Source organism: Herbaspirillum sp. WGmk3 (assembly GCF_023952535.1).
In the GTDB taxonomy this organism is placed as follows: Bacteria; Pseudomonadota; Gammaproteobacteria; order Burkholderiales; family Burkholderiaceae_D; genus Herbaspirillum; species Herbaspirillum huttiense.
In genome coordinates, this window is the sequence record NZ_JAKYWT010000004.1 from 355,108 (window position 1) to 378,705 (window position 23,598).

General features: G+C 63.8%; 22 protein-coding genes. 20 read left to right on the forward strand and 2 right to left on the reverse strand.

The window, feature by feature from the left end:
- The first annotated feature begins 69 nt into the window (after nt 1-69).
- The 20 genes from MKD49_RS17290 to MKD49_RS17385 all read left to right on the forward strand — a co-directional run bounded on the left by MKD49_RS17290 (nt 70) and on the right by MKD49_RS17385 (nt 20,796).
- Entirely contained in the window at nt 70-408 is a 339-nt protein-coding gene (locus MKD49_RS17290) for a type II toxin-antitoxin system RelE/ParE family toxin (protein ID WP_252696909.1), read from the forward strand.
- A complete protein-coding gene (locus tag MKD49_RS17295) occupies nt 405-686 on the forward strand; it encodes a helix-turn-helix domain-containing protein (protein ID WP_252696910.1) in 282 nt (93 codons plus the stop codon). Before MKD49_RS17290 ends, MKD49_RS17295 begins: the two co-directional genes overlap by 4 nt.
- A gap of 327 nt (nt 687-1,013) precedes the next feature.
- Entirely contained in the window at nt 1,014-2,843 is a 1,830-nt protein-coding gene (gene atzF / locus MKD49_RS17300) for an allophanate hydrolase (protein ID WP_252696911.1), read from the forward strand.
- Between the two features lie 22 nt (nt 2,844-2,865).
- Nucleotides 2,866-3,879 (forward strand): ABC transporter substrate-binding protein, encoded by a 1,014-nt coding sequence (locus MKD49_RS17305; RefSeq protein WP_121038277.1) that lies wholly within the window; start codon nt 2,866-2,868, stop codon nt 3,877-3,879.
- A 7-nt stretch (nt 3,880-3,886) separates the two neighbouring features.
- Nucleotides 3,887-4,735: an ABC transporter permease gene (locus MKD49_RS17310; RefSeq protein WP_252696912.1), complete on the forward strand. Its 849-nt coding sequence runs from the start codon at nt 3,887-3,889 to the stop codon at nt 4,733-4,735.
- Nucleotides 4,732-5,589, forward strand: a complete 858-nt coding sequence (locus tag MKD49_RS17315; RefSeq protein WP_252696913.1) for an ABC transporter ATP-binding protein — start codon at nt 4,732-4,734, stop codon at nt 5,587-5,589. The genes MKD49_RS17310 and MKD49_RS17315 overlap by 4 nt, the downstream gene beginning before the upstream one ends.
- A gap of 272 nt (nt 5,590-5,861) precedes the next feature.
- A complete protein-coding gene (locus MKD49_RS17320; RefSeq protein WP_034330116.1) occupies nt 5,862-6,959 on the forward strand; it encodes a BMP family ABC transporter substrate-binding protein in 1,098 nt (365 codons plus the stop codon).
- A 28-nt stretch (nt 6,960-6,987) separates the two neighbouring features.
- Complete coding sequence (locus MKD49_RS17325; RefSeq protein WP_252696914.1) at nt 6,988-8,136, forward strand: ABC transporter permease; 1,149 nt, start codon at nt 6,988-6,990, stop codon at nt 8,134-8,136.
- The gene (locus MKD49_RS17330) at nt 8,129-9,049 is read left to right on the forward strand and encodes an ABC transporter permease (RefSeq protein WP_034330120.1); all 921 of its coding nucleotides are present in this window, start codon (nt 8,129-8,131) and stop codon (nt 9,047-9,049) included. The genes MKD49_RS17325 and MKD49_RS17330 overlap by 8 nt, the downstream gene beginning before the upstream one ends.
- Before the next feature lie 24 nt (nt 9,050-9,073).
- Nucleotides 9,074-9,769, forward strand: coding sequence for a cysteine hydrolase family protein (locus tag MKD49_RS17335; protein WP_252696915.1), 696 nt, complete (start codon nt 9,074-9,076; stop codon nt 9,767-9,769).
- Between the two features lies 1 nt (nt 9,770).
- A complete protein-coding gene (locus MKD49_RS17340; RefSeq protein ID WP_252696916.1) occupies nt 9,771-11,339 on the forward strand; it encodes an ABC transporter ATP-binding protein in 1,569 nt (522 codons plus the stop codon).
- Nucleotides 11,336-12,019, forward strand: coding sequence for a cysteine hydrolase family protein (locus MKD49_RS17345; protein WP_252696917.1), 684 nt, complete (start codon nt 11,336-11,338; stop codon nt 12,017-12,019). Before MKD49_RS17340 ends, MKD49_RS17345 begins: the two co-directional genes overlap by 4 nt.
- Nucleotides 12,016-12,393: an oxalurate catabolism protein HpxZ gene (gene hpxZ / locus MKD49_RS17350; RefSeq protein WP_088755978.1), complete on the forward strand. Its 378-nt coding sequence runs from the start codon at nt 12,016-12,018 to the stop codon at nt 12,391-12,393. Before MKD49_RS17345 ends, hpxZ begins: the two co-directional genes overlap by 4 nt.
- A 34-nt stretch (nt 12,394-12,427) precedes the next feature.
- The gene (locus MKD49_RS17355) at nt 12,428-13,129 is read left to right on the forward strand and encodes a GntR family transcriptional regulator (protein ID WP_034330133.1); all 702 of its coding nucleotides are present in this window, start codon (nt 12,428-12,430) and stop codon (nt 13,127-13,129) included.
- Nucleotides 13,130-13,313: 184 nt separating this feature from the next.
- Entirely contained in the window at nt 13,314-14,291 is a 978-nt protein-coding gene (locus MKD49_RS17360) for a bifunctional riboflavin kinase/FAD synthetase (protein WP_252696918.1), read from the forward strand.
- A 137-nt stretch (nt 14,292-14,428) separates the two neighbouring features.
- On the forward strand, nt 14,429-17,323 hold the full coding sequence (ileS, locus tag MKD49_RS17365; RefSeq protein WP_121038250.1) for an isoleucine--tRNA ligase: 2,895 nt from the start codon (nt 14,429-14,431) through the stop codon (nt 17,321-17,323).
- Between the two features lie 74 nt (nt 17,324-17,397).
- Nucleotides 17,398-17,913, forward strand: a complete 516-nt coding sequence (gene lspA, locus MKD49_RS17370; RefSeq protein ID WP_039788672.1) for a signal peptidase II — start codon at nt 17,398-17,400, stop codon at nt 17,911-17,913.
- Between the two features lie 55 nt (nt 17,914-17,968).
- Nucleotides 17,969-19,165, forward strand: a complete 1,197-nt coding sequence (gene coaBC, locus MKD49_RS17375; protein ID WP_121038247.1) for a bifunctional phosphopantothenoylcysteine decarboxylase/phosphopantothenate--cysteine ligase CoaBC — start codon at nt 17,969-17,971, stop codon at nt 19,163-19,165.
- A gap of 78 nt (nt 19,166-19,243) precedes the next feature.
- Nucleotides 19,244-19,693 carry a dUTP diphosphatase gene (gene dut / locus MKD49_RS17380; RefSeq protein ID WP_034330145.1) on the forward strand — a complete coding sequence of 150 codons (450 nt, stop codon included), beginning with the start codon at nt 19,244-19,246 and terminating at the stop codon, nt 19,691-19,693.
- A gap of 11 nt (nt 19,694-19,704) precedes the next feature.
- Entirely contained in the window at nt 19,705-20,796 is a 1,092-nt protein-coding gene (locus MKD49_RS17385) for a M48 family metallopeptidase (protein ID WP_199725002.1), read from the forward strand.
- A gap of 143 nt (nt 20,797-20,939) precedes the next feature.
- Here MKD49_RS17385 and clpA read toward each other — a convergent pair whose 3' ends face one another.
- Nucleotides 20,940-23,243, reverse strand: a complete 2,304-nt coding sequence (gene clpA / locus MKD49_RS17390) for an ATP-dependent Clp protease ATP-binding subunit ClpA (protein WP_039788676.1) — start codon at nt 23,241-23,243, stop codon at nt 20,940-20,942.
- A complete protein-coding gene (gene clpS / locus MKD49_RS17395) occupies nt 23,240-23,554 on the reverse strand; it encodes an ATP-dependent Clp protease adapter ClpS (RefSeq protein ID WP_034330154.1) in 315 nt (104 codons plus the stop codon). The genes clpA and clpS overlap by 4 nt, the downstream gene beginning before the upstream one ends.
- Nucleotides 23,555-23,598 lie beyond the last annotated feature (44 nt).

Below are 23,598 nucleotides of genomic sequence, written 5' to 3' on the forward strand. Positions count from 1 at the left end.
TTCCCTCTTGGTGAACCAATGATTCGGCGACCCCGTTGCGGGAATATATAAAAAATTGTATATTACCGCATGTCCGATCCCAAACCCGTCGAGTTCCGAGGCAGCGCCCTCGATGACCTTCGAGCCTTTCCTCTTGAGGCAAGGCGGGAAGCTGGTCATCAGCTGGACCAGGTACAAAACGGCCAGGAGCCGGACGATTGGAAGCCCATGATCACCGTGGGCCAAGGCGTGAAGGAGATTCGGATCCGGGACGCCTCCGGCGCGTTCCGTGTCATTTATGTTGCCAAGTTCGCCGATGCCGTCTATGTACTTCACTGCTTCCAGAAGAAGATCGAGAAGACCAGCAAGACAGATCTGGACCTGGCCGCAAAGCGTTACCGCGATTTGTTGAAGGAGTTAGGGCAATGAGCAAGCAACGATTTTCCAGCATCTGGGATGCCATCGAGGACACTCCGGAAGCAGCTGAAAACATGAAGCTGCGTTCCGTCCTCATGACGGCACTCAAGAACCACCTCACCCGCACGGAAATGAGCCAGGCACAAGCCGCCAAGCTCTTCGGGGTGACTCAGCCGCGTGTCTCCGACCTGATGCGAGGCAAGATCAACCTCTTCGGACTCGATGCGCTGGTGAACATGGCCACGGCCGCCGGCCTGCACATTGAAATGCGTGTGATCGAATCTGCCTGAGTATCCCGCGGCTCCTCGTTTGACGAAACGTGCGCAGCCGCCCGGGTCTCAACCTTGTTGCCACGGTGAACATACCTGGCATCGACGATCAACTTGCCTGATTCCCGTGCAGGCCGCCATTACGGACGTCCAAGTTCGGCGCACGCCTCCCCATTTTGTCTCGCTGACAAAACTCTTCATTTCCCCTCGCACAACTTGCCTTACGGCACTTCACCTCGCAAACCCGCGTAGTGAAGCCTTTTTCCATTTTTCAGCCGCCTGACGGACGAGCTGGCACGCCTCCTGCTTAAAGATATTCAATCTTGTATTCAAGTTTGAATATCCAATATGACCACCTCCCATGCCCTGCAGCAAGCTGCCCCCGAGGCCGCCCCGACCACCATCGCCGCCACCCTGGCGGCCTATCGAGAAGGCCGCAGCACACCCGGCAAGGTGGTGGCCGAACTGCTGGCCCGCATCGAGAGCGCCGGACGCGATGAAGTCTGGATCAGCCGGGTGCCGCCCAAGAAACTGAAACAACAAGCCGCGGCGCTGGACCTGATGCTGCAGATCAAGGGCGAAGCCGTGCTGGAGAGCATGCCGCTGTTCGGCATCCCCTTCGCCGTGAAGGACAACATCGACGTGGCCGAGATGTCCACCACCGGGGCTTGTCCCGAATTCGGCCGCCTGGCCAGCGAGAGCGCCACCGTGGTGCAGCGCCTGCAGGCCGCTGGCGCACTGCTGGTGGGCAAGACCAACCTGGACCAGTTCGCCACCGGCCTGGTCGGCGTGCGCTCTCCCTACGGCGCGGTACGCAACGCCATCAAGCCGGAATATGTCTCCGGCGGCTCCAGCTCGGGTTCGGCGGTGGCCGTGGCGCTGGGGCAGGTCATGTTTTCGCTGGGGACCGATACGGCAGGTTCTGGTCGCGTGCCGGCCGCCTTCAATCACCTGGTCGGCCTGAAACCGACCAAGGGCCTCATCAGCGCGCGCGGCCTGGTTCCGGCCTGCCGCACCCTGGATTGCATCTCCATCTTCGCCCACGACGTGGCCGATGCCTGGTGCGTGCTGCACAGCGCTTCCGGTTTCGATGCCGAGGATGGCTATTCGCGCCGCCCCACCATGCTGAGCGTGAAACGCCGCGGTTATCGCATTGCCATTCCCGAGCAATGTGAATTCTTTGGCGACAGCGTCGCCCAGGAAGCCTGGGAACGCAGCCTGGCGCAGATCGCCGCCCTGCCCGGCGTGAGCCTGGCGAAGATTCCTTTCGCCCCCTTCAGCGCGGCCGCCCAGCTGCTCTATCAGGGCCCGTGGGTGGCCGAGCGCCGCGCCGCGCTGGGCGACTTCTTCCTGGAAAACCCGGAAGCCATCCACCCCGTGGTGCGCCAGATCACCGCCCAGGCCGACGACTACGATGCCGTGGACAGCTTCAACGCCCAGTACCGCCTGGCCGACCTGCGCCGCCAGGCCGAAAACCTGCTTGACGGCAGCGACCTGATGCTGGTGCCGACTACCACCACCTTTCCCACCATCGCCGACGTCAAGGCCGATCCCGTGGTGCGCAATGCGCAGCTGGGCCACTACACCAACTTCGTCAATTTGATGGACATGTCGGCCCTTGCCATCCCCGCCGTGTGGCGCCGCGATGGCCTGCCCGCCGGCGTGACCCTGATCGGCCCGGCCGGTGCCGACCACTTGCTGGCCGAAGCCGGCGCGCGCCTGCAGCAGCAACTGGGCGGCGCGGCGCAAGCCGATGCGATTGCGGCCACCCCGCTGCCCTTCAACGAAAGTACCATCAAGGTCTGCGTGGTCGGCGCGCACCTGGCCGGCCAGCCCCTGAACTGGCAATTGCTGGAAGCCGGTGCGCGCCGCGTGGTCGTCACCCGCACCGCCGCCCACTATCGTCTCTACGCCCTGGCGGGTACCACCCCACCCAAGCCTGGCTTGGCCCGCACCGAAGGCGAGGGCGCCGCCATCGCAGTGGAAGTGTGGGAAATGCCGCTGCGCCAGTTCGGCGGCTTCGTCGCCGCCATCCCGGCACCGCTGGGCATCGGCACGGTGGAGCTGGCCGACGGCAGCAGCGTCAAGGGCTTCATCTGCGAGCCGGCCGGCATTGCGGGCGCGACCGACATCACCCACCACGGCGGCTGGGTCAATTACCTCCATTCGCTGAACTGACACCCTCACCACGGAGCTGCTCATGAAAAAGAACAACCCCACCGCTGTCCACGATGCCAACCGCCGCAGCTTCATCGCCAAGGCGGGCGCCGTCGCCGCCACCGCCGCCATCGCGGGTGCCCCGGCCATCCTGCGCGCGCAGACGGTGCCCATCCGCATCGGCTACTGGCCGGTGGCCGCCGGCCTGCCCTTCTATGCCGCCGTGGAAGCGGGTTATTTCAAGCAGGCCGGACTGGAAGTGCAAGCCCTCAAATTCGCCGGGGCCCAGCAGGTGATGGAAGCCATGCTGGCAGGCCGCGCCGATGGCTCGGCCAATGGCACCGGGGCCGGCAACCTGGCCATTGGCGAAATCGCCCAGCCGGGCCTGTTCAAGATCTTTGCCACCAATCCCAGCAATGCCAAATACGTTCTGGATGAATTCCTGGTGCCCAAGGACAGCCCAGTCAAATCGATCGCCGACCTCAAGGGCAAGAAGGTCGCCTCCGGCCCCGGCATCCAGAACGTGACCCTGGCCAAGACGGTACTCGAACGCGCCGGTGCCACTGGCGCAACCGTAGTTGAACTGCCCATCGGCCAGCACGTCGCTTCGCTGGCGGCCGGCCAGGTCGATGCCGCCTACACGCTGGAACCGACCGGCACCGTGGGCCGCATGAACAACACCACCCGCGTGCTGGAAGCAGGCGTGATCGCCAAGTACATCCTGGGTGATCCGATGGCTCCCTGGCACGGTGGCGCTGCCGCGCTGACCACCGAATTCATCAAGAAGAATCCGGAACTGGCGCGCAAGTACATCGCCGCCTATGCACGCGGCATTGAGCTGGTGCGCAACAACCCGGACCAGGCTCGCACCTACCTGAAGGGCTATACCGCCATCGAAGGGTCGCTCACCAATGAAGTGCCGCTGGCGGCCTACATGCTCTACAACGAGTTCAAGCCCAGCGACCTGGCCTACTTCCAGAAGTTCTACGACCTGTTCGTCGAGAAGGGCGTGTTCTCGCAACGCATCGTGGTCGACAACCTGATCTACAAGGGCTGAGGCCATCATGAACGAGACCATCGCTCCTGCCGTGACCGTGGCGCCCAAGCCCGCCTCCCCGGCGTCCACCGCTGCGCCAGCACCCAAAGCGCCGCGCAAGGCCCCGGCCCTGGGCCGCCTGCTGCCCATCGTCGGCCCCATCGCACTGTTCGTGATCTGGGACCTGGTGGTCCGGGCCGGCTGGATCAAGGCCATCCTGCTGCCGCCGCCCGAAGCCACGCTCATGGCCATGTTCAAGGGGCTGGCCGGGGGACCGCTGCTGCTCGATTTCACGGTGACCGTGATCCGCACGCTGGAAGCCTTTGCCATTGCCGCCGTGCTGGGCCTGCCCATCGGTGTGCTCCTGGGCAGCAACGAGCGCGCCTATCGCAGCGTGGAATTCCTGATCGATTTTTTCCGTTCCACGCCCTCCTCCGCGTTGATCCCGCTGTTCCTGCTGATCTTCGGCGTCTCCGACATCAACAAGGTCGCCATCGCAGCTTTCGGTGCTTTCCTTATCGTGCTCTTCAACAGCGCTTATGGCGTGCTCAATGCGCGCAAGCAGCGGGTGATGGCGGCCAAGGTGATGGGCGCTTCGCGCTGGCGCATCTTCTGCGACGTGCTGATCTGGGAAAGCCTGCAAGCCAGCTTCGTCGGCCTGCGCAGCGCGGTCTCGATGGCACTGGTGATCGTGATCGTGGCGGAGATGTTCATCGGCTCCGAAAACGGCCTGGGCCACCGCATCATCGATACCCAGCAGGTTTTGAACGTGCGCGAGATGTACGCCGCCATCCTCTCGGCAGGCGCGCTGGGCTATGCCCTCAACGTGGTCTTCATCGTCATTGAAAAACGCATCGTGCACTGGAGCGGAAGATGAGCGTCGTGATCAGCCCCAAAGTAGACCTGCCCCCGGAAACGCCCTTCGTTCCAGGGCCGCCAGGCACCCACATCACCATTCGCGGCCTGACCAAGTATTTTGCTGGCTGGCCCCTGTATGAAAACTTCGACCTCGACATCCCCAAGCACCAGATCGTCTCCGTCTTCGGGCCCAATGGCTGCGGCAAGTCCACGCTCATCAACATGATCGCCGGGCTCATTCCCATCGATGCCGGAGAGATCCTGTTCGATGGCAAATCGCTGGCGCAGACCAAGATCGGCTATGTGTTCCAGAACTACCGCGATGCCATGTTCCCCTGGCTGCGCACCATCGACAACATCGCCTATCCCTTGAAGCTGGAGGGCAAGTCCAAGGCCGAGATCAAGCACCGCGTCGATGAACTGGTGGCGTCCTTCGACGTCAAGTTCGACCTGATGCGCTATCCCTATGAACTCTCGGGCGGCCAGCAGCAGACCGCCTCCATCATGCGTGCCCTGGCACCGGGGCCGGAGGTGCTGTTCCTCGACGAACCTTTCTCGGCGCTGGATTTTGAGATGACACTGTTCATCCGCGAGAAACTGCAGCAAGTCTTTTTGCAGACCGGCACCACCATGGTGCTGGTGTCGCACGACCTGGAAGAGGCGGTCTACCTGGCCGACCAGATCCTGCTGCTGACCAAGCGCCCGACGGCGGTGGCAGACATCTTGCATTACCAGGATCCACGGCCCCGCACGGTAGAGACGCTGTCGCAGCCCGGCTTCATCGCGGCCAAGAAACTGTCCATGGAAATCTTCCAGCGCGAAGTGCGCAAGCCGGCGCGCATGCAGGCCCCCGGTTCACTGACGCTGTCGTAAATGTTTTTCCTATCCAAGCAGGGAAACCGGAATGTGCAAGAAAAATAGTCCCGACCAAGGCTGCGCCCTGACTCCCGTTCGTCCTGAGTAGCGGCATGGCCGCGTATCGAAGGCGCAGCTCAGGTAAATCACCTGCGAGCGCCTTCGATACGGCCCTGGCGGGCCTACTCAGGTCGAACGGCCAAATGGTGCATCTGGCCAGAGCAGTCAATGATTGTCATCACGAGATATCGCCCCACCCCAACCATCCACGATCACACTGGAGCAACAACATGCAAAACCGCCGCGATTTTCTGAAACTGTCCGGAGCTGCCGCACTGGGCGCTGCCTTCCCGCTGGAACTGCTGGCCGCAGGCCCGCTGACCGTTGGCTTCATCTACGTCGGCGCGCGCGACGACTTCGGCTACAACCAGTCGCATGCGCAGGCTGCCGCCATCATCAAGAAGATGCCCGGCGTGAAGGTGATCGAGGAAGAAAAAGTGCCCGAGACCGTGGCCGTGCAAAAGACCATGGAAGCCATGATCCAGCAGGATGGCGCGACCCTGCTCTTCCCGACTTCCTTCGGCTACTTCGATCCGCACGTCCTCAAGATTGCAGAAAAATATCCCAAGGTGCGCATCGCCCACTGTGGCGGCCTGTGGACCGCCGGCAAGCATCCCATGAACGTGGGCAGCTTCTTCGGCTACATCGAAGAGTGCGAATACCTCTCGGGCGTGGTGGCCGGCCACATGAGCAAGAGCAAGAAGCTGGCCTTCATCGCCGCCAAGCCGATTCCGCAGGTCCTGCGCAACATCAACGCCTTCACCCTGGGCGCGCAGTCGGTCGATCCGTCCATCACCTGCCACGTCATCTTTACCGGTGACTGGTCGCTGCCGGTCAAGGAAGCCGAAGCCGCCAACAGCCTCATCGACCAGGGTTGCGATGTCATCACCTGTCACGTCGATGGTCCCAAGGTGATCGTGGAGACGGCCGAGAAGCGCGGCATCATGACCACCGGCTACCACGCCAGCCAGGCCTCGCTGGCGCCCAAGGGCTACCTCACCGGTGCCGAGTGGAACTGGGCCACGCCCTACACCGAGATCGTCAAGGCCACGCTGGAAGGCAAGCCGATGATCAACTTCCTGCGCGGTGGCCTGAAGGACGACTTCGTCAAGATGTCGCCCTATGGCGCAGCCGTGAGCGCACCGGCCAAGAAGAAGGCCGACGAGATCAAGGCGCAGATGCTGGCCGGCAAGTTCCAGATCTTCAAGGGACCGATCAAGGACAACAAGGGCAATACCGTGATCCCGGCCGGCACCACCCAGGTCCAGACCGACGTGGCGCTGGAGAAGATGAATTACCTGGTGGCCGGCGTGGTCGGCCAGGTCTGATTGCTGATCCTTGATGCAGGACGGTCTCATGACATCCCTCCCCGCTCCCGGGGTGGCGGCTGCCGCCACCTCACCCTGGCACCGCTTGCGTTCGGCGCTGCTCAACGGCAGCGCGCCGGCCCTGCCCACGCTGTGCGCGCTGGCCGGGACGCTGCTGCTGTTCGTGCTGTTCCTGCTGGTGCAGGGCAAGCCGGCGGGCGAGGCTTGCCTGCTGATCTTCCAGGGCGCGTTCGGTACCCTGTTTGCCTGGCAGAACACCCTGCAGCGCGCCGCGCCCCTGCTGTTGACGGCGCTGTGCGTGGCCTTGCCGGCGCGCGTGGGCCTCATCGTCATCGGCGGGGAAGGTGCACTGGCGCTGGGCGGACTGGCGGCGGCAGTGATGCCGCAACTGCTGCCGGCACTGCCTTCGCCGGTAATGCTGGCCGTCATGGCACTGGCGGCGATACTGGCCGGCGGTCTGTGGATCGCGCTGTGCGGCGGTCTGCGCCAATGGCGCGGGGTCAATGAGACCATCTCCAGCCTGCTGCTGTCCTATCTCGCAGTGGCGGTCTTCAAGCATCTGGTGGAGGGGCCGCTGCGTGATCCGGCCAGTCTCAACAAACCCTCTACCCTGCCCCTGCCCGATCCTTATCTGGTGGGTTCGCTGCCGGGACTGGAAGTGCATTGGGGCCTGGCCTGGGGTGCGCTGGCCTGCGTGGCGGCCTGGGTGTTCCTGCGCCATAGCGTCTCCGGGTTCGCCATGGGCGTGGTTGGCGGCAATGTCCGTACCGCGCGGCTGGTGGGCTTGCCGGTCAATCGACTTATCCTGACGGCCTGCGCCCTCGGTGGTGCGGCAGCGGGACTGGCAGGCATGTTCGAAGTCAGTGCCGTGCAGGGTAGCGCCACCAGTGCGCTGCTGGCCGGGTACGGTTTCTCGGGCATCCTGGTGGCCTTTGCGGCGCGCCAGAATCCGCTGGCCATCATCGTCTGCGCGCTCGTCATCGGTGGCGTGGAAGCCAGCGGCAGCCTGCTGCAGCGGCGGCTGGACCTGCCGGACGCCACCACGCTGGTCCTGCAGGGCCTGCTGTTCTGCAACCTGCTGGCCTGGGAAGCCATTACCGGGCGTCTGTCCGCGCTCAAGCTGCGCTGGCAGCAACAGGCGCAAGTCATCCCCGCCAAGGAGGCCGGCCATGCATGACATCGATCTCACCACCCTGCTGCTGGCGCTCTTTGCGGGCGCGATCCGGGTGGGGACACCGTTTCTCTTCGTGAGCCTCGGCGAATGCCTGACTGAAAAAGGCGGACGCGTGAACCTGGGCCTGGAAGGCATCCTGGTCTGCGGTGCCATGACCGGCTACGCGGCCTCCTTCTACAGCGGCTCGGCCTGGCTGGGCGTGCTGGCGGCGGGCTGCGCCGGACTCTTGCTGGGGGTACTGCACGGCGTGGTGTGCTCGCTGCCGCGCGTGAACGATATCGCCTTCGGCATCGCGCTCATGCTGTTGGGGACAGGCCTGGCCTTCTTCCTCGGCAAGCCTTTCATCCAGCCGCAGGCACCGATGCTGCCCTCCATCGATCTGGGTGCATGGAGCAGCAATGACCGCCTGCACCATGCACTGCAGATCAATGCGCTGTTCTTCATCGGCGTGGCGCTCGCACTGGTGCTGCAGTGGGGCCTGTCGGCCACGCGCTGGGGGCTGGCCTTGCGGCTGGTGGGCGACCACGCCGAGACCGCTCGCGCGCTCGGTTACCGCCTCACCGGCACGCGCATTGCGGCCACGGCCGCAGGCGGTTTCCTGGCTGCCATCGGCGGTGCCTACCTGTCGCTCTATTACCCCGGCAGCTGGAATGAGGGACTTTCCAGCGGCCAGGGACTCATGGCCGTGGCGCTGGTGATCTTTGCGCGCTGGCAGCCGTGGCGCTGCCTGCTGGCCGCACTCCTGTTCGGGGCCGCCGGCGCACTGGGGCCGGCCTTGCAGGCGGTGGGCGTGACCTCCGGCTATTACCTCTTCAACGCCGCACCGTATGCGCTCACGCTCTTGATCATGATCCTCACCTGCCGGCCTGACCGCACGCTCTCGAGTGCGCCGGGCGAACTGAGCCTGACCCGATAAATCCACTTGCCCCAAGGAGAAACCATGTCCGAACGCTACATCCAGGCCGAACCCTATCCCTGGCCCTATGACGGCGCCCTGACCCCGGCCAATACCGCGCTCATCGTCATCGACATGCAGACCGACTTCTGCGGCATCGGCGGCTACGTCGACAAGATGGGCTATGACCTCTCGCTCACGCGCGCGCCCATCGAACCGATCAAGAAAGTGCTGGCCGCCATGCGTGCCGGCGGCTATACCATCATCCATACCCGCGAAGGCCATCGTCCCGACCTGTCCGACCTGCCGGCCAACAAGCGCTGGCGCTCGCGCCAGATCGGCACCAACGGCGTGGGCATCGGCGACGCCGGTCCCTGTGGCCGCATCCTGGTGCGCGGCGAACCGGGCTGGGAAATCATTCCCGAACTGGCCCCCATGGCCGGTGAGATCATCATCGACAAACCGGGCAAGGGTTCCTTCTGCGCCACCGACCTGGAAATGATCCTGCACACGCGCGGCATCCGCAACATCGTGCTCACCGGCATCACCACCGATGTCTGCGTGCATACCACCATGCGCGAAGCCAATGATCGTGGCTTCGAATGCGTGATGCTCTCGGACTGCTGCGGCGCGACCGACCACAACAACCACCTGGCGGCGCTGTCGATGATCAAGATGCAGGGTGGCGTGTTCGGCGCGGTCTCCGATGCGGCCGCACTGATCGATGTGATCGGGGCCTGACATGCACGCCCTGGAGCTGGAGATCATCAATGCCGGCAAATCCTTCGGCAGCTTTCGCGCGCTCGATGAGGTGTCACTGAAGATCCGTGCCGGCACCATCCACGCGCTGCTGGGGGAGAACGGTGCGGGCAAGAGCACGCTGGTCAAGGGCCTGGTCGGCTACAGCCCGCTGGACCAGGGCAGCATCGTGGCTGACCGCCGCGAGGTGGAGATCCGCAGTGCGCGCGTACCCAACCAGCTCGGCATCGGCATGGTCTACCAGCACTTCACGCTGGCCCCCAGCCTGACCGTGGCCGAGAACCTGCTGCTGGCACGCGGCGATCTTCCCTGGCGTATCCGCTGGCGCAGCGAGCGCGCTGTGCTGGAGGAGTTCATGGCGCGCATGCCCTTCAAACTCGGGCTGGAGCGCGCGGTGAGCAGCCTCTCCGCGGGCGAAAAGCAGAAACTGGAAATCCTCAAGCAGCTCTATCTGCGCCGCCGTTTCCTGATCCTCGATGAACCGACCTCGGTACTGACACCGCAGGAAGCCGACGAAGTGCTGGGACTCATGCATGCCCTCACCCGCCAGCAGGAACTGACGGTGCTGATGATCACCCACAAGTTCCACGAAGTGACTGCCTATGCGGACGATGTGACGGTTTTGCGCAAGGGTCGCATGGTCGGCAGTGCCCGGGTTTCCGAGACGACGCCGGATGCCCTGGCGCACTGGATGATGGGCCACGCCCGCGCCGAGAAAACGCAGGTGGAGCGTCCCGCAGTGCCAGCAGACGCCAGCTTCGGGCTCGAAGTGAAGGAACTGACCGTCAACAACGACCGCGGCGTGGCTGCCGTGCGGGGCCTCTCGCTGCAAGTGAAGCGTGGTGAAATCGTGGGCCTGGCCGGCATCTCCGGCAATGGCCAGAAGGAACTGGTGGAAGCCCTGCTGGGCCAGCGTCGCCACCTGCTGGGCGAGATCCGCATCGAGGATGCGCCCTATGCCGCCACGCGTGAGGAGATGCGACGGCTGCGTGTCTTCGCGCTACCGGAAGAACCCTTGCGCAACGCCTGCATCGCAGGCATGAGCGTGGCCGAGAACATGGCGCTGCGCAATTTCGATGTCGCCCCCTTCAAGCGCGGCGGCTGGCGCGTCGACCGCAGCGCCATGAAGCGCCAGGCGCAATCCCTGATCGCGGCCTTCAACGTCAAGCCGCCCGCACCGGAACGCCCCATCGGCACGCTCTCCGGCGGCAACGTGCAGCGCGCCGTGCTGGCGCGTGAGCTCGGCGAAGAGGGCGATGCAGGCGCGGCCAATGTGCTCATCGTCGCCAATCCGGTCTTCGGACTGGACTTCGCCTCGGTGGCCGATATCCACGCACGTCTGCTGCAAGCGCGCGCACGCGGCGCGGCCGTGCTGCTGGTGAGCGAAGACCTGGACGAACTGCTGGAACTGTCCGACCGCATCCTGGTGATGACCGAGGGCCGCATCGTGCACGTGGCGCAGGACGTGGCCACGCAAGGAGCGGACCGCGCCGCCCTGGGCCGCTGGATGGCGGGCCACTCCGAACAATCTACCCACGCCGAGGCCGCATGATCCGTATCGACGCCTTCCCCTATCCCTATCAGTTCCATCCGCGCAGCACCGCGCTGGTGGTCATCGACATGCAGCGCGACTTCGTGGAAGAAGGCGGCTTCGGCAGTGCGCTGGGCAACGATGTGCGGCCCCTGGGCGCGATCGTGCCGACCGTGGCGGCCCTGCTGGCGCTGGCGCGCCAGGCGCAGATGCTGGTGGTCCACACGCGTGAATCGCACCTGCCGGATCTCTCGGACTGTCCGCGCGCCAAGCGCCTGCGCGGCAACCCGGCGCTGGGCATCGGCGATGTCGGGCCGATGGGCCGGATCCTGGTGCGGGGCGAACCCGGCAACCAGATCCTGCCGCAGTTGGCTGCCCTGGATGGCGAGATCGTCATCGACAAACCGGGCAAGGGGGCCTTCTACGCCACCGACCTGCACGCACAATTGCAGGAGCGCGGCATCACTCACCTTCTGGTGGCCGGCGTCACTACGGAAGTGTGCGTGCAGACCTCGATGCGCGAGGCCAATGACCGCGGCTATGAATGCCTGGTGGTGGAAGATGCCTGCGCCAGTTACTTCCCTGAATTTCATCGCGCCACGCTGGAGATGCTGACCGCCCAGGGCGGCATCGTCGGCTGGCGCACGCCGCTGGCGCAGCTGCACAGCGCCGTGGCCGCCTATACCGGAGAAACGCCATGATGCAAGTGAACCTGCCCCACGTGGTGGCCGAGGTCGAACAAGCGTTTACGGATTACGAATACGCCCTGCTCATCAACGACATCCCGGCCCTGGACCGCTGGTTCTGGTATGCCCCCGAAACGGTGCGCTACGGCGTGGGCGAAGTGCTGCTGGGCGGCGAGGCGATCCGCCAGTACCGCAAGACCTGCACACCGGTGCCGGCCTCGCGCAAGCTGCATCGCACCGTTGTCACCACCTTCGGCAGCGACTATGCTACGGTCTCCACCGAATTCACCGACCATACGTCCGATCGTATCGGCCGCCAGATGCAGACCTGGGTGCGCATGGACGAAGGCTGGCGCATCGTCGCCGCCCATGTCAGCCTGATGGCATGAGTCCGCAGCCCCCTCGAACCAGAATGCCCGCACCATGACCGTCACCGTCGCCAACCCGCTCGCCGAACAGGTCTATCACCGGATCAAGGACGACATCTTCAGTTTCCGCCTGCTGCCCGGGGACAATTTCACCGAGACCGAGATGGCCCAGCGCCAGGGCGTCTCGCGCACGCCCTTGCGGGATGCGCTGTTCAGGCTGCAGCGCGAGGGCTATCTGGAAGTGGGATTCCGGCGTGGCTGGAAGGTCTGCCCGATCGACTTCGACCGCCTCGACAATCTCTATGACCTGCGCATCGTGCTGGAGATGGCCGCGCTGGAGAAACTCTGCAGCCAGCAGGAGCCGACGGCAGAACTGGAGCAGTTGAACGCCATCTGGCTGGCCGAACCCGAAGCGCGCCATACCGATGCCGTCAAGGTGGCGGAGCTGGACGAAGCCTTCCACACCAACCTGGTGGCCGCCGCCGGCAATGTGGAGATGACCCGGGTGCATACCGAGGTGACGGAAAAGATCCGCATCGTGCGTCGCCTGGACTTCCTCAAGAAGAAGCGCATCGAAGCCACCTACGAGGAACACGGCAAGATCCTGCAACTGATCGCCAAGCGCAAGGCCACCGAAGCGCAGATCCTGCTGCGCGCCCATATCACCCAGAGCAAGCTGGAAGTCAGAAAGATCACCATCTGGATGCTGGCCGAGGCACGCCAGCTCCAGGAGCCCGAAGCGGCGCTGGCCCGCTGACGCTGCCGGGAAGAAACTTTCATATGAAAGTTTGTCAACATTTCCCTGGTGAAATATGAAAAACTGCGCTGCCTGTCCGCTTCAGGCGGCTTGATCCGTGCCAAGCCGCCACCAAATCAAGGAAAGCCTCCGAAACCATTTATAATGGAAGGCTTTTGCAACAGCGCATCTTTCCAGCGGCTCAATGAAGGTATTTCGCGGACTTCCCACAGCCGAATCGCGCGCCCCGTGCGCGCTGACCATCGGCAATTTCGACGGCGTGCATCTGGGCCACCAGGCCCTATTGGCGCGCGTGCGCGAGGCCGCCGCCAAACTGGGGCTGGACGCGGCGGTGATGACTTTCGAGCCGCATCCGCGTGAATTCTTCGCCCAGCTGGCCGGCACCCCCGAACGCGCCCCGGCGCGTATCGCCAACCTGCGCGACAAGCTTGAAGCGCTCTCCAATTCCGGCATCGACCGCGTGGTGGTGGAGCATTTCGGCAGCCATTTCGCCGCCCTCTCCCCGCAGGACTTCATCGAGAAGATCCTGGTGCAGGGCCTGCACGTGCGCTGGCTGATGGTCGGTGACGACTTCTGCTTCGGCGCGCGCCGCGCCGGCACGCTCGATACCCTGATCGCGGCCGGCAAGCAGTATGGCTTCGAGGTCCATGCCCTGCCCACGGTGACCAATGCCGGTGTGCGCATCTCCTCTTCGGCCGTGCGCGCGGCGCTGGCCGAAGGCGATTTCACCCTGTCGCAGCAGTTGCTGGGCCATCCCTATGTCATCAGCGGCCGGGTCGTGCACGGCAAGAAACTGGGGCGCACCATCGGTTTCCCGACGCTGAACATGCGCGTGGGCCACAAGCGTCCGGCGCTTTCGGGCATCTTCGTAGTGCAGGTGCACGGACTGGCCGAGCAGCCCTTGCCGGCCGTGGCCAGCCTGGGCGTGCGCCCGACGGTGGACGACAGCGGCCGGGTACTGCTGGAAACGCACCTGCTCGATTTCAAGGGCGATTGCTACGGCAAGCTGGTGCGGGTGGAATTCCTCAAGAAGCTGCGCGACGAAGAAAAGTATGTCGACCTGCCTACGCTGACCACGGCCATTGCCCGTGACGTGGACAATGCCCGCGCCTGGTTCCGTGAAAACGCCGGCTTCGCCGTCTCGGCCACCGACCGAATTTGAACGCTGGGCGGTTGCCGGAGCCCCGCTCCCGCAGCTGTCCAGCCGCCCCATCCTGCATCCTGCCTGCCGCAACGCGCCCTGCTTGTGACGCCTTGCCGGGCCCCCTGAATCAACCTGCATTCAACGAAAGCTTTGTCATGTCCAACAACGAATCCTCCGCCAAGCCCGGCAAACCGGAAAAAGCCGGCAAGGCCCCCTCCAAGTATCCGGTCAACATGACCGAAACCGGCTTCCCGATGCGCGGCGACCTCGCCAAGCGCGAGCCGCAATGGGTCAAGGAATGGCAGGAAAAGAAGGTCTACGAGCGCATCCGCAAGGCCTCGGCCGGCCGCCCGAAATTCATCCTGCATGACGGCCCGCCGTATGCCAACGGTGACATCCACATCGGCCACGCCGTCAACAAGATCCTGAAGGACATGATCGTCAAGGCCCGCAACATGGCCGGCTTCGACGCCCAATACGTGCCGGGCTGGGATTGCCACGGCATGCCCATCGAGATCCAGATCGAAAAGCAGTTCGGCAAGAACCTGCCGGTGGCCGAAGTGCAGGCCAAGGCGCGCGCCTACGCGGGTGAGCAGATCGAACGCCAGAAGGCCGACTTCATCCGCCTGGGCGTGCTCGGCGAGTGGGACAACCCCTACAAGACCATGAACTTCTCCAACGAAGCCGACGAGCTGCGCGCGCTCGGCACGATCCTGGAGAAGGGTTACGTCTATCGCGGCCTGAAGCCCGTGAACTGGTGCTTCGACTGCGGCTCGGCGCTGGCCGAAGCTGAAGTGGAATACCAGGACAAGCGCGACCCGGCCATCGATGTCGGCTTCCCCTTTGCCGAACACGACAAGATCGCCACCGCCTTCGGCCTGGCCGACCTGCCGACCCGCAACGGCTACATCGTCATCTGGACCACCACGCCCTGGACCATCCCGTCCAACCAGGCGTTGAACGTCCATCCGGAATTCGAGTACGCGCTGGTCGAGACCAGCCGCAACGGCGAAGCCACCTTGCTGATCCTGGCCAAGGACCTGGTGGAATCCTGCCTGCAGCGCTTCGGCCTGGAAGGCAAGATCATCGCCACCACCACCGGCGAGAAGCTGTCCCTGATCCGCTTCCATCATCCGCTGGCCAAGGCCGATGCCGGCTATGACCGCCTGTCGCCGATCTACCTGGGTGAATACGTGACCGCCGACAGCGGTACCGGCATCGTGCACTCGGCACCGGCCTACGGTATCGAAGACTTCATCTCCTGCAAGGCGCACGGGATGAAGGACGACGACATCCTCAACCCGGTCATGGGCGATGGCCGCTATGCCTCCTGGCTGCCGCTGTTTGCCGGCCTGACCATCTGGGAAGCCTCCAAGCCCATCTGCGGCAAGCTGGAAGAAGTGGGTTCGCTGTTCAAGCTGGTCATGTTCGACCACAGCTACATGCACTGCTGGCGCCACAAGACCCCCATCGTCTATCGCGCCACCTCGCAGTGGTTCGCCAGCATGGACAACACGCCCAAGGACGGCGGCCCCAGCCTGCGCCAGACCGCGCTGCAAGGCATCGAGGACACCGCCTTCTTCCCCGGCTGGGGCAAGGCGCGCCTGCACGGCATGATCGCCAACCGTCCGGACTGGACCCTGTCGCGCCAGCGCCAGTGGGGCGTGCCGATGGCCTTCTTCGTGCACAAGGAAACGGGTGAACTGCATCCGCGTACGCCGGAGCTGATCGAGCAGGTCGCCCAACGCATCGAGAAGAGCGGCATCGAAGCCTGGCAGGCCCTGGATCCCAAGGAATTGCTGGGTGACGAAGCCGAGCACTACCTCAAGAACCGCGACACGCTGGACGTCTGGTTCGATTCCGGCACCACCCACCAGACCGTGCTGCGCGGCTCGCACGCACAGCAGTCGCAGTTCCCGGCCGACCTCTACCTGGAAGGCTCGGACCAGCATCGCGGCTGGTTCCACTCGTCGCTGCTGACCTCGTCGATGCTCAATGGCCGCGCGCCCTACAAGGCCCTGCTCACGCACGGCTTCGTGGTCGATGGCGAGGGCAAGAAGATGTCCAAGTCCAAGGGCAACGTGGTCGCGCCGCAGAAGGTCTCGGATTCGCTGGGCGCGGAAATCCTGCGCCTGTGGGTGGCCTCGACCGACTATTCGGGCGAGCTGTCGATCTCGGACGAGATCCTCAAGCGCGTGGTGGAAGCCTACCGCCGCATCCGCAACACCCTGCGCTTCCTGCTGGCCAACACCTCCGACTTCGATCCTGCACAACACGCCGTGCCGGTGGCCGAGATGCTGGAAATCGACCGCTATGCGATCGCCAACATGGCGCGCCTGCAGGCGGAGGTGCTGGCGCACTTCGAGACCTATGAATTCCACCCGGTGGTGGCCAAGCTGCAGATGTACTGCTCGGAAGACCTGGGCGGCTTCTACCTGGACATCCTGAAGGACCGCCTCTACACCAGCGGCGTGGAGTCGGCCGCACGCCGCTCGGCCCAGACCGCCGTGTGGCACATCACGCAGTCGCTGTTGCGCCTGATGGCACCGATCCTGTCCTTCACGGCCGAAGAAGCCTGGCGCTTCTTTGCCGGCAAGGACGCCTTCGAGGCCAGCGGCGAAACCATCTTCTCGCAGGTCTATTACGCCCTGCCGGAAGTGGCCGATGCACAGGCCCTGCTGGACAAGTTCGCGGTGCTGCACGAAGTGCGCGCAGCGGTCACCAAGCAGCTGGAAGAAGTGCGTATCGCCGGCAGCATCGGTTCCTCCCTGCAGGCGGAAGTGGAACTGAAGGTCGCCGGCGACAAGGCGGCCCTGCTGGAAAGCCTGGGCGATGACCTGAAGTTCGTCCTCATCACCTCGGCTGCCCGCGTCACCCCGGTGGCCACGGTGGAAGAGGAAGCGGTGGTGGTCACGCCGTCGGCGCATCAGAAATGTGAACGTTGCTGGCACTATCGCGCCGATGTCGGGTCTCATGCCGATCATCCGGGCCTGTGCGGTCGCTGCTACAGCAACCTGTTCGGCCAGGGCGAAAAGCGCCTGTTCGCCTGATACGGGCGGGACGGCCTTGCTAGCGGCCCGCTGCACTTGAATGCAGCGGGCCGTCCACTCCAACAAGAACATCCATGGCAACCAAAAAGCGCTCCTCCTCTTCCGGTTCTTCGTCCACCACCCAAGGGCTCTTGCCCTGGCTGGGCATCGCCACCATCGTGCTGCTGCTGGACCAGCTCACCAAGATCACCATCCTGAAACTGTTCCACTATGGCGAGTCGGTGCCGGTGACCGGTTTCTTCAACCTGGTGCTGGTCTACAACAAGGGCGCGGCCTTCAGTTTCCTGGCCGCCAGCGGTGGCTGGCAGCGTTATCTGTTCACCGCCATCGGCATCGGTGCGGCGGTGTTCATCATCCACCTGCTGCGCAAGCATCCCGGCCAACGCATGTTCTGCTGGGCCCTGGCCCTGATCCTGGGTGGCGCGATCGGCAACGTGATCGACCGCGTGGTGTATGGCCACGTGATCGACTTCCTCGACGTCTACGTCGGCAACTGGCACTGGCCGGCCTTCAACCTGGCCGATAGTGCGATCTGCGTGGGTGCGGTATTGTTCGTCGTGGACGAACTGCGCCGCGTCTCCAAGAAGTAAGGCAAGTCCGCAAGTCTGAACACGCCTGCGGTACGCCGCATTCCGGGAGCAAACAATGGATCTGGCTGGCAAGAAAATCGTATTGGGCCTGACCGGCGGCGTGGCCTGCTACAAGGCCGCCATGCTGGCGCGCGAACTGGGCCGCACCGGTGCCACGGTGCACGTGGTGATGACCGAGGCGGCCACGCACTTCATGACCGCCGTCACCATGCAGGCCCTGACCGGCAACCCGGTCTATACCGACCAATGGGATGCGCGCATGGACAACAACATGCCGCACATCAATCTCACCCGCGATGCCGATGCGGTGGTCATCGTGCCCTGCTCCACAGACTTTATCGCCAAGCTGGCCCACGGGCATTGCGACGACCTGCTCTCGACCCTGTGCGTGGCGCGTCCGGCGCGGGTACCGCTGATGGTGGCCCCGGCCATGAACGTGGAGATGTGGCAGAACCCGGCCACCCAGCGCAACGTGCGCCAGATCCGCGACGACGGCATCCTGCTGCTGGGCCCGGATGCGGGCGCGCAAGCCTGTGGCGAAGTCGGCGAAGGCCGCATGCTGGAGCCGGCGCAATTGCTGGAGGAGATCGTCGCGGCCTTCCAGCCCAAGCTGCTGGCGGGCCGCCGCGTGCTGCTGACGGCCGGGCCGACCTTCGAGCCCATCGATCCGGTGCGCGGCATCACCAATCTGTCTTCCGGCAAGATGGGCTACGCGATTGCGCGTGCTGCCCGCGAAGCGGGTGCGGAAGTCACCCTGGTCTCCGGCCCGACGGCGCTGGAGACGCCTTATGGCGTGCAGCGCGTGGATGTGCAGACGGCCCTGCAGATGCATGAGGCGGTATTAGCCCATGTGAAGGAAAAAGACCTGTTCGTCGCCGTTGCGGCCGTCGCTGACTGGCGCGTGGCCAATGCCAGCGAGCAGAAACTGAAGAAACAGGACGAAAACGATACCCCGCAACTGGAATTCGTCCAGAATCCCGACATCCTGGCCACCGTTGCCGCCCTGCCCCAGCGTCCCTACTGCGTGGGCTTTGCGGCCGAATCGGAGAACCTGGAGCAATACGGCGCGGCCAAGCGCATCCGCAAGAACATTCCGCTGCTGGTCGGCAATATCGGCCACCAGACCTTTGGCCGCGATGACAACGCGCTCATGCTGTTCGACGCCCAGGGCCACAGCGCCCTGCCCCGTGCGGACAAGCAGACCCTGGCCCGCCAGCTGGTACGCGAGATCGCGCGCCGCATGGCGGCCTGACGGTGCACGGCCCGCCTCTTGCGGGCCGTGTCTTTTGTACGTTTCCGTACGTTTTGTATTTGAATCCGATTACGCATCATGAAGACCATCGACATCAAGATCCTCGACCCCCGCATGAAAGACCAACTGCCTGCCTACGCCACCCCTGGCAGCGCCGGCCTGGACCTGCGGGCCTGCATCGATGCGCCGCTGACCCTGGCGCCGGGTTCCACGCACCTGATCCCGACCGGACTGGCGATCCACCTGGCCGATCCGAATTACGCGGCCGTGATCCTGCCGCGCAGCGGCATGGGGCACAAGCATGGGATCGTGCTGGGCAACCTGGTCGGGCTGATCGATTCGGATTACCAGGGCCAGTTGATGATCTCGACGTGGAACCGCGGCAGTACCGAGTTTGTCCTAAACCCCATGGAACGCCTGGCGCAGCTGGTGATCGTGCCGGTACTGCAGGTCGGCTTCAATGTGGTAGATGAATTCGACAGCAGCGAACGCGGCGCCGGTGGTTTCGGCAGCACAGGCAAACACTGATGGAGAACCGCATGCTCGTATCCCCCCTGCCCCAGTGGCAGAAACTGAAAACCCTCGCCGTCCTGGCCCCGCTGGCCTTCCTGGCCGCCTGCGCCACCCAGGAACCCGGACCGGTCACCACCACGCCGTCCAAACCGGTGACCACGACGACCCAGGCCCCGCGCCCGGTGGCCGACAATCCCCAGCAGGCACAATTGCGCGAACTGATCGCGCAGCAGGACCGGCTCTACCGCGTCGCTGCACCGCTGTTGACCAGCAACGCCCAGCTCTGCCGTGGCAATGCCCGCAACCTGCTGGGCTTCACCGCCAAGAACCGTTATTCCTTCCCCATCGAATATGCAGAAACCGCGCGTAGCCTGGGCTACGACGACCGCCTGCAGGTCACCGGCGTGCTGCCCGGCAGCGGTGCTGCCCAGGCTGGCATCCAGCGGGGCGACTTCCTGATCTCGGTGGCAGGCAAGCCGATGCCGCAAGGCACCGATGCCGAACGCCAGGCCGCCGTGCTGCTGAGTCCGCTGGTGGTCAAGAAGGCCCCCATTGCGCTGGGCGTGCAGCGCAACGGCCAGAACACCACCGTCAATGTGCCGCTGACCTTCGCCTGCGCCTTCAGCATCGAGCTGGGCAATGCCGACAACGTGAACACCTATGCCGATGGCCGCCGCGTGCTCATTACCCGCGGCATGCTCAAGTTCACCCAGTCCGATGATGAACTGGCCTACCTGATCGCCAAGGAGATGGCGCACAACATCCTCGGCCACGCCATCCGCCAGCGCATGGTTTCGACGATTGCCGAAGTGATCGACAACCTGCTGCTGCCACATCCGGACCCGACCACCACGGCCGGCACTGCCGGCATCCGCGTCTATCCGCAAGACCTGGATGCAGCTGCCGATACGCTCTCGCTGTACCTGCTGGCGCGCGCCGGCTACAGCATCGACAACGTGCCGGCGTTCTGGAAGCGCCTGGCCGACCAGTATCCGGCCAGCGTGCCCAACGGCTACACGGCGCTGCATCCGGCTACCGCTTATCGCCTCTCGATGATCGACAAGGTCACGCAAATCGTGAAGGCAAAGCAGGAGGCGGGCAAGCCGCTGGTGCCGTAAATGCGGTGATATGAAGTAGTTGAAGTGAAGACGGCGCGGTGAAAACCGCGCCGTTTTTGTTTGCGTAATGAAAGTGAAGCAAGCTGCAAAACAAAAGGCCACGCCGGTTTCCCGACGTGGCCTTGATGGCTTGCTTGATGCGCTTATTCGACTTCGAGCTTCTCTTGCGGCTCTTCCGGCGGGGACGAATCGTCACCCTCGGGGAAGTCCAGCTTGATCTGCTCCTTGTCGTCCATCTCCACCGTCACGCGGCCACCGCTGACCAGCTTGCCGAACAGCAGTTCGTCGGCCAGCGCCTTGCGGATCAGGTCCTGGATCAGGCGCGACATCGGGCGTGCCCCCATCAACGGATCGAAGCCCTTCTTGCCCAGGAACTTGCGCAGGTTGTCCGAGAAGACGGCTTCCACCTTCTTTTCGTGCAGCTGCTCTTCCAGTTGCATCAGGAACTTGTCGACCACGCGCAGGATGATTTCCTCGTCCAGTGGGCGGAAGCTGATGATGGCATCCAGACGGTTGCGGAACTCCGGGGTGAACATGCGCTTGATGTCCGCCATTTCGTCGCCGGCTTCCTTCTTCTCGGTGAAGCCGATGGTGCGCTTCTGCAGACTCTCGGCCCCCGCGTTGGTGGTCATGATGATGATCACGTTGCGGAAGTCGGTCTTGCGGCCATTGTTGTCGGTCAGCGTGCCATGGTCCATCACCTGCAACAGAATGTTGAAGATGTCAGGGTGCGCCTTTTCGATTTCATCCAGCAGCAGCACGGCGTGCGGCTTCTTGTTGACGGCTTCGGTCAAGAGGCCGCCTTGGTCGAAACCGACATAGCCCGGGGGCGCGCCGATCAGGCGGCTCACGGCGTGGCGCTCCATGTATTCGGACATGTCGAACCGTACCAGCTCGATGCCGAGGATGAAGGCCAGCTGCTTGGCCACTTCGGTCTTGCCCACGCCGGTCGGACCGGAGAACAGGAAGGAACCGATCGGCTTGTCGGTCTTGCCCAGGCCGGCACGTGCCATCTTGATGGCCGAGGCCAGTGCTTCGATGGCCGGATCCTGCCCGAACACAACGTTCTTCAGGTCGCGATCGATGGTCTGCAGCTTGGCGCGATCATCCTGGTTCACGGACTGCGGCGGGATACGGGCGATCTTGGAAATGATTTCCTCGATTTCCGGCTTGCCGATGGTCTTCTTCTGCTTGGACTTGGGCAGGATGCGCTGGGCAGCACCAGCTTCGTCGATCACGTCGATGGCCTTGTCGGGCAAGTGACGGTCATTGATGAAGCGTGCCGCCAGTTCGGCTGCCGAGGTCAGGGCCGAAGCAGAATACTTCACGCCGTGGTGTTCCTCGAACTTGGACTTCAGGCCGCGCAGGATCTGCACGGTCTGCTCCACGGTCGGTTCGTTCACATCGATCTTCTGGAAGCGACGCGACAGCGCGTGGTCCTTCTCGAAGACGCCACGGAATTCGGTGTAGGTGGTCGCGCCGATGCACTTCAACTGGCCGCTCGACAGCGCAGGCTTCAACAGGTTGGACGCATCCAGCGTACCGCCCGACGCCGAACCCGCACCGATGATGGTGTGGATTTCGTCGATGAAGAGAATGCCGTTGGGGCTGTCCTTCAATTGCTTCAACACGGCCTTCAGGCGCTGCTCGAAATCGCCACGGTACTTGGTACCGGCCAGCAGCGCGCCCATGTCCAGCGAATAGACGACGGCATTCTTCAGTATCTCGGGCACGTCGCCTTGCGTCACGCGCCAGGCCAGGCCTTCGGCGATGGCGGTCTTGCCCACACCGGCTTCACCCACCAGCAGCGGATTGTTCTTGCGGCGGCGGCACAGGGTCTGGATGACGCGCTCGACCTCGGAATCGCGGCCGATCAGCGGATCAATCTTGCCTTCGGCGGCCGCCTTGTTCAGGTTCTGGGTGAACTGGTCCAGCGGGCTTTCCTTCTGCTGGCCTTCGGCTTGCACGTCTTCCGCGCCTTCCGGGGCCTTCTGCGGATCAGCCTGCTGATCCTTGCGCACGCCGTGCGAGATGAAGTTGACCACGTCCAGACGGGTCACGCCCTGCTGGTGCAAGTAGTAGACCGCGTGCGAATCCTTCTCGCCGAAGATGGCCACCAGCACATTGGCGCCGGTGACTTCCTTCTTGCCGTTGGAGGCCGACTGCACGTGCATGATGGCGCGCTGGATGACGCGCTGGAAGCCCAGCGTGGGCTGGGTATCCACCTCATTGGTGCCGGGGACCGTGGGCGTGTTGTCGGTGATGAAATTGGTCAGCGTCTTGCGCAGATCATCAATGTTCACCGAGCAGGCGCGCAGCACTTCGGCCGCCGAAGGATTGTCCAGCAGCGCGAGCAGCAAGTGTTCCACGGTAATGAATTCATGACGCGATTGTCTGGCTTCGACAAAGGCCATGTGCAAACTGACTTCGAGTTCCTGCGCAATCATGCTTCCTCCATCACGCATTGCAGGGGGTGCCCTGCTTTTCGAGCGTGGGTTAAAACGAGTTCCACTTTTGTGGATGCGATATCTTTGGGATACACACCACACATTCCCTTCCCATCGCGGTGAACCTTGAGCATGATCTGCGTCGCGGTTTCACGGTCCTTGTTGAAGTACTGCTGGATGACTGCGACGACGAATTCCATCGGCGTATAGTCATCGTTCAACAATAAAACCTGGTACATCGGGGGCGGCTTGAGTTTTGCCTCCTGCCGTTCCAGGACTGTACCGCCATCATTTTCGTGCTTGGTTGCCATGCGTTTATTCGACCATCAAAGCTGTGCAACGCACAATGATCACG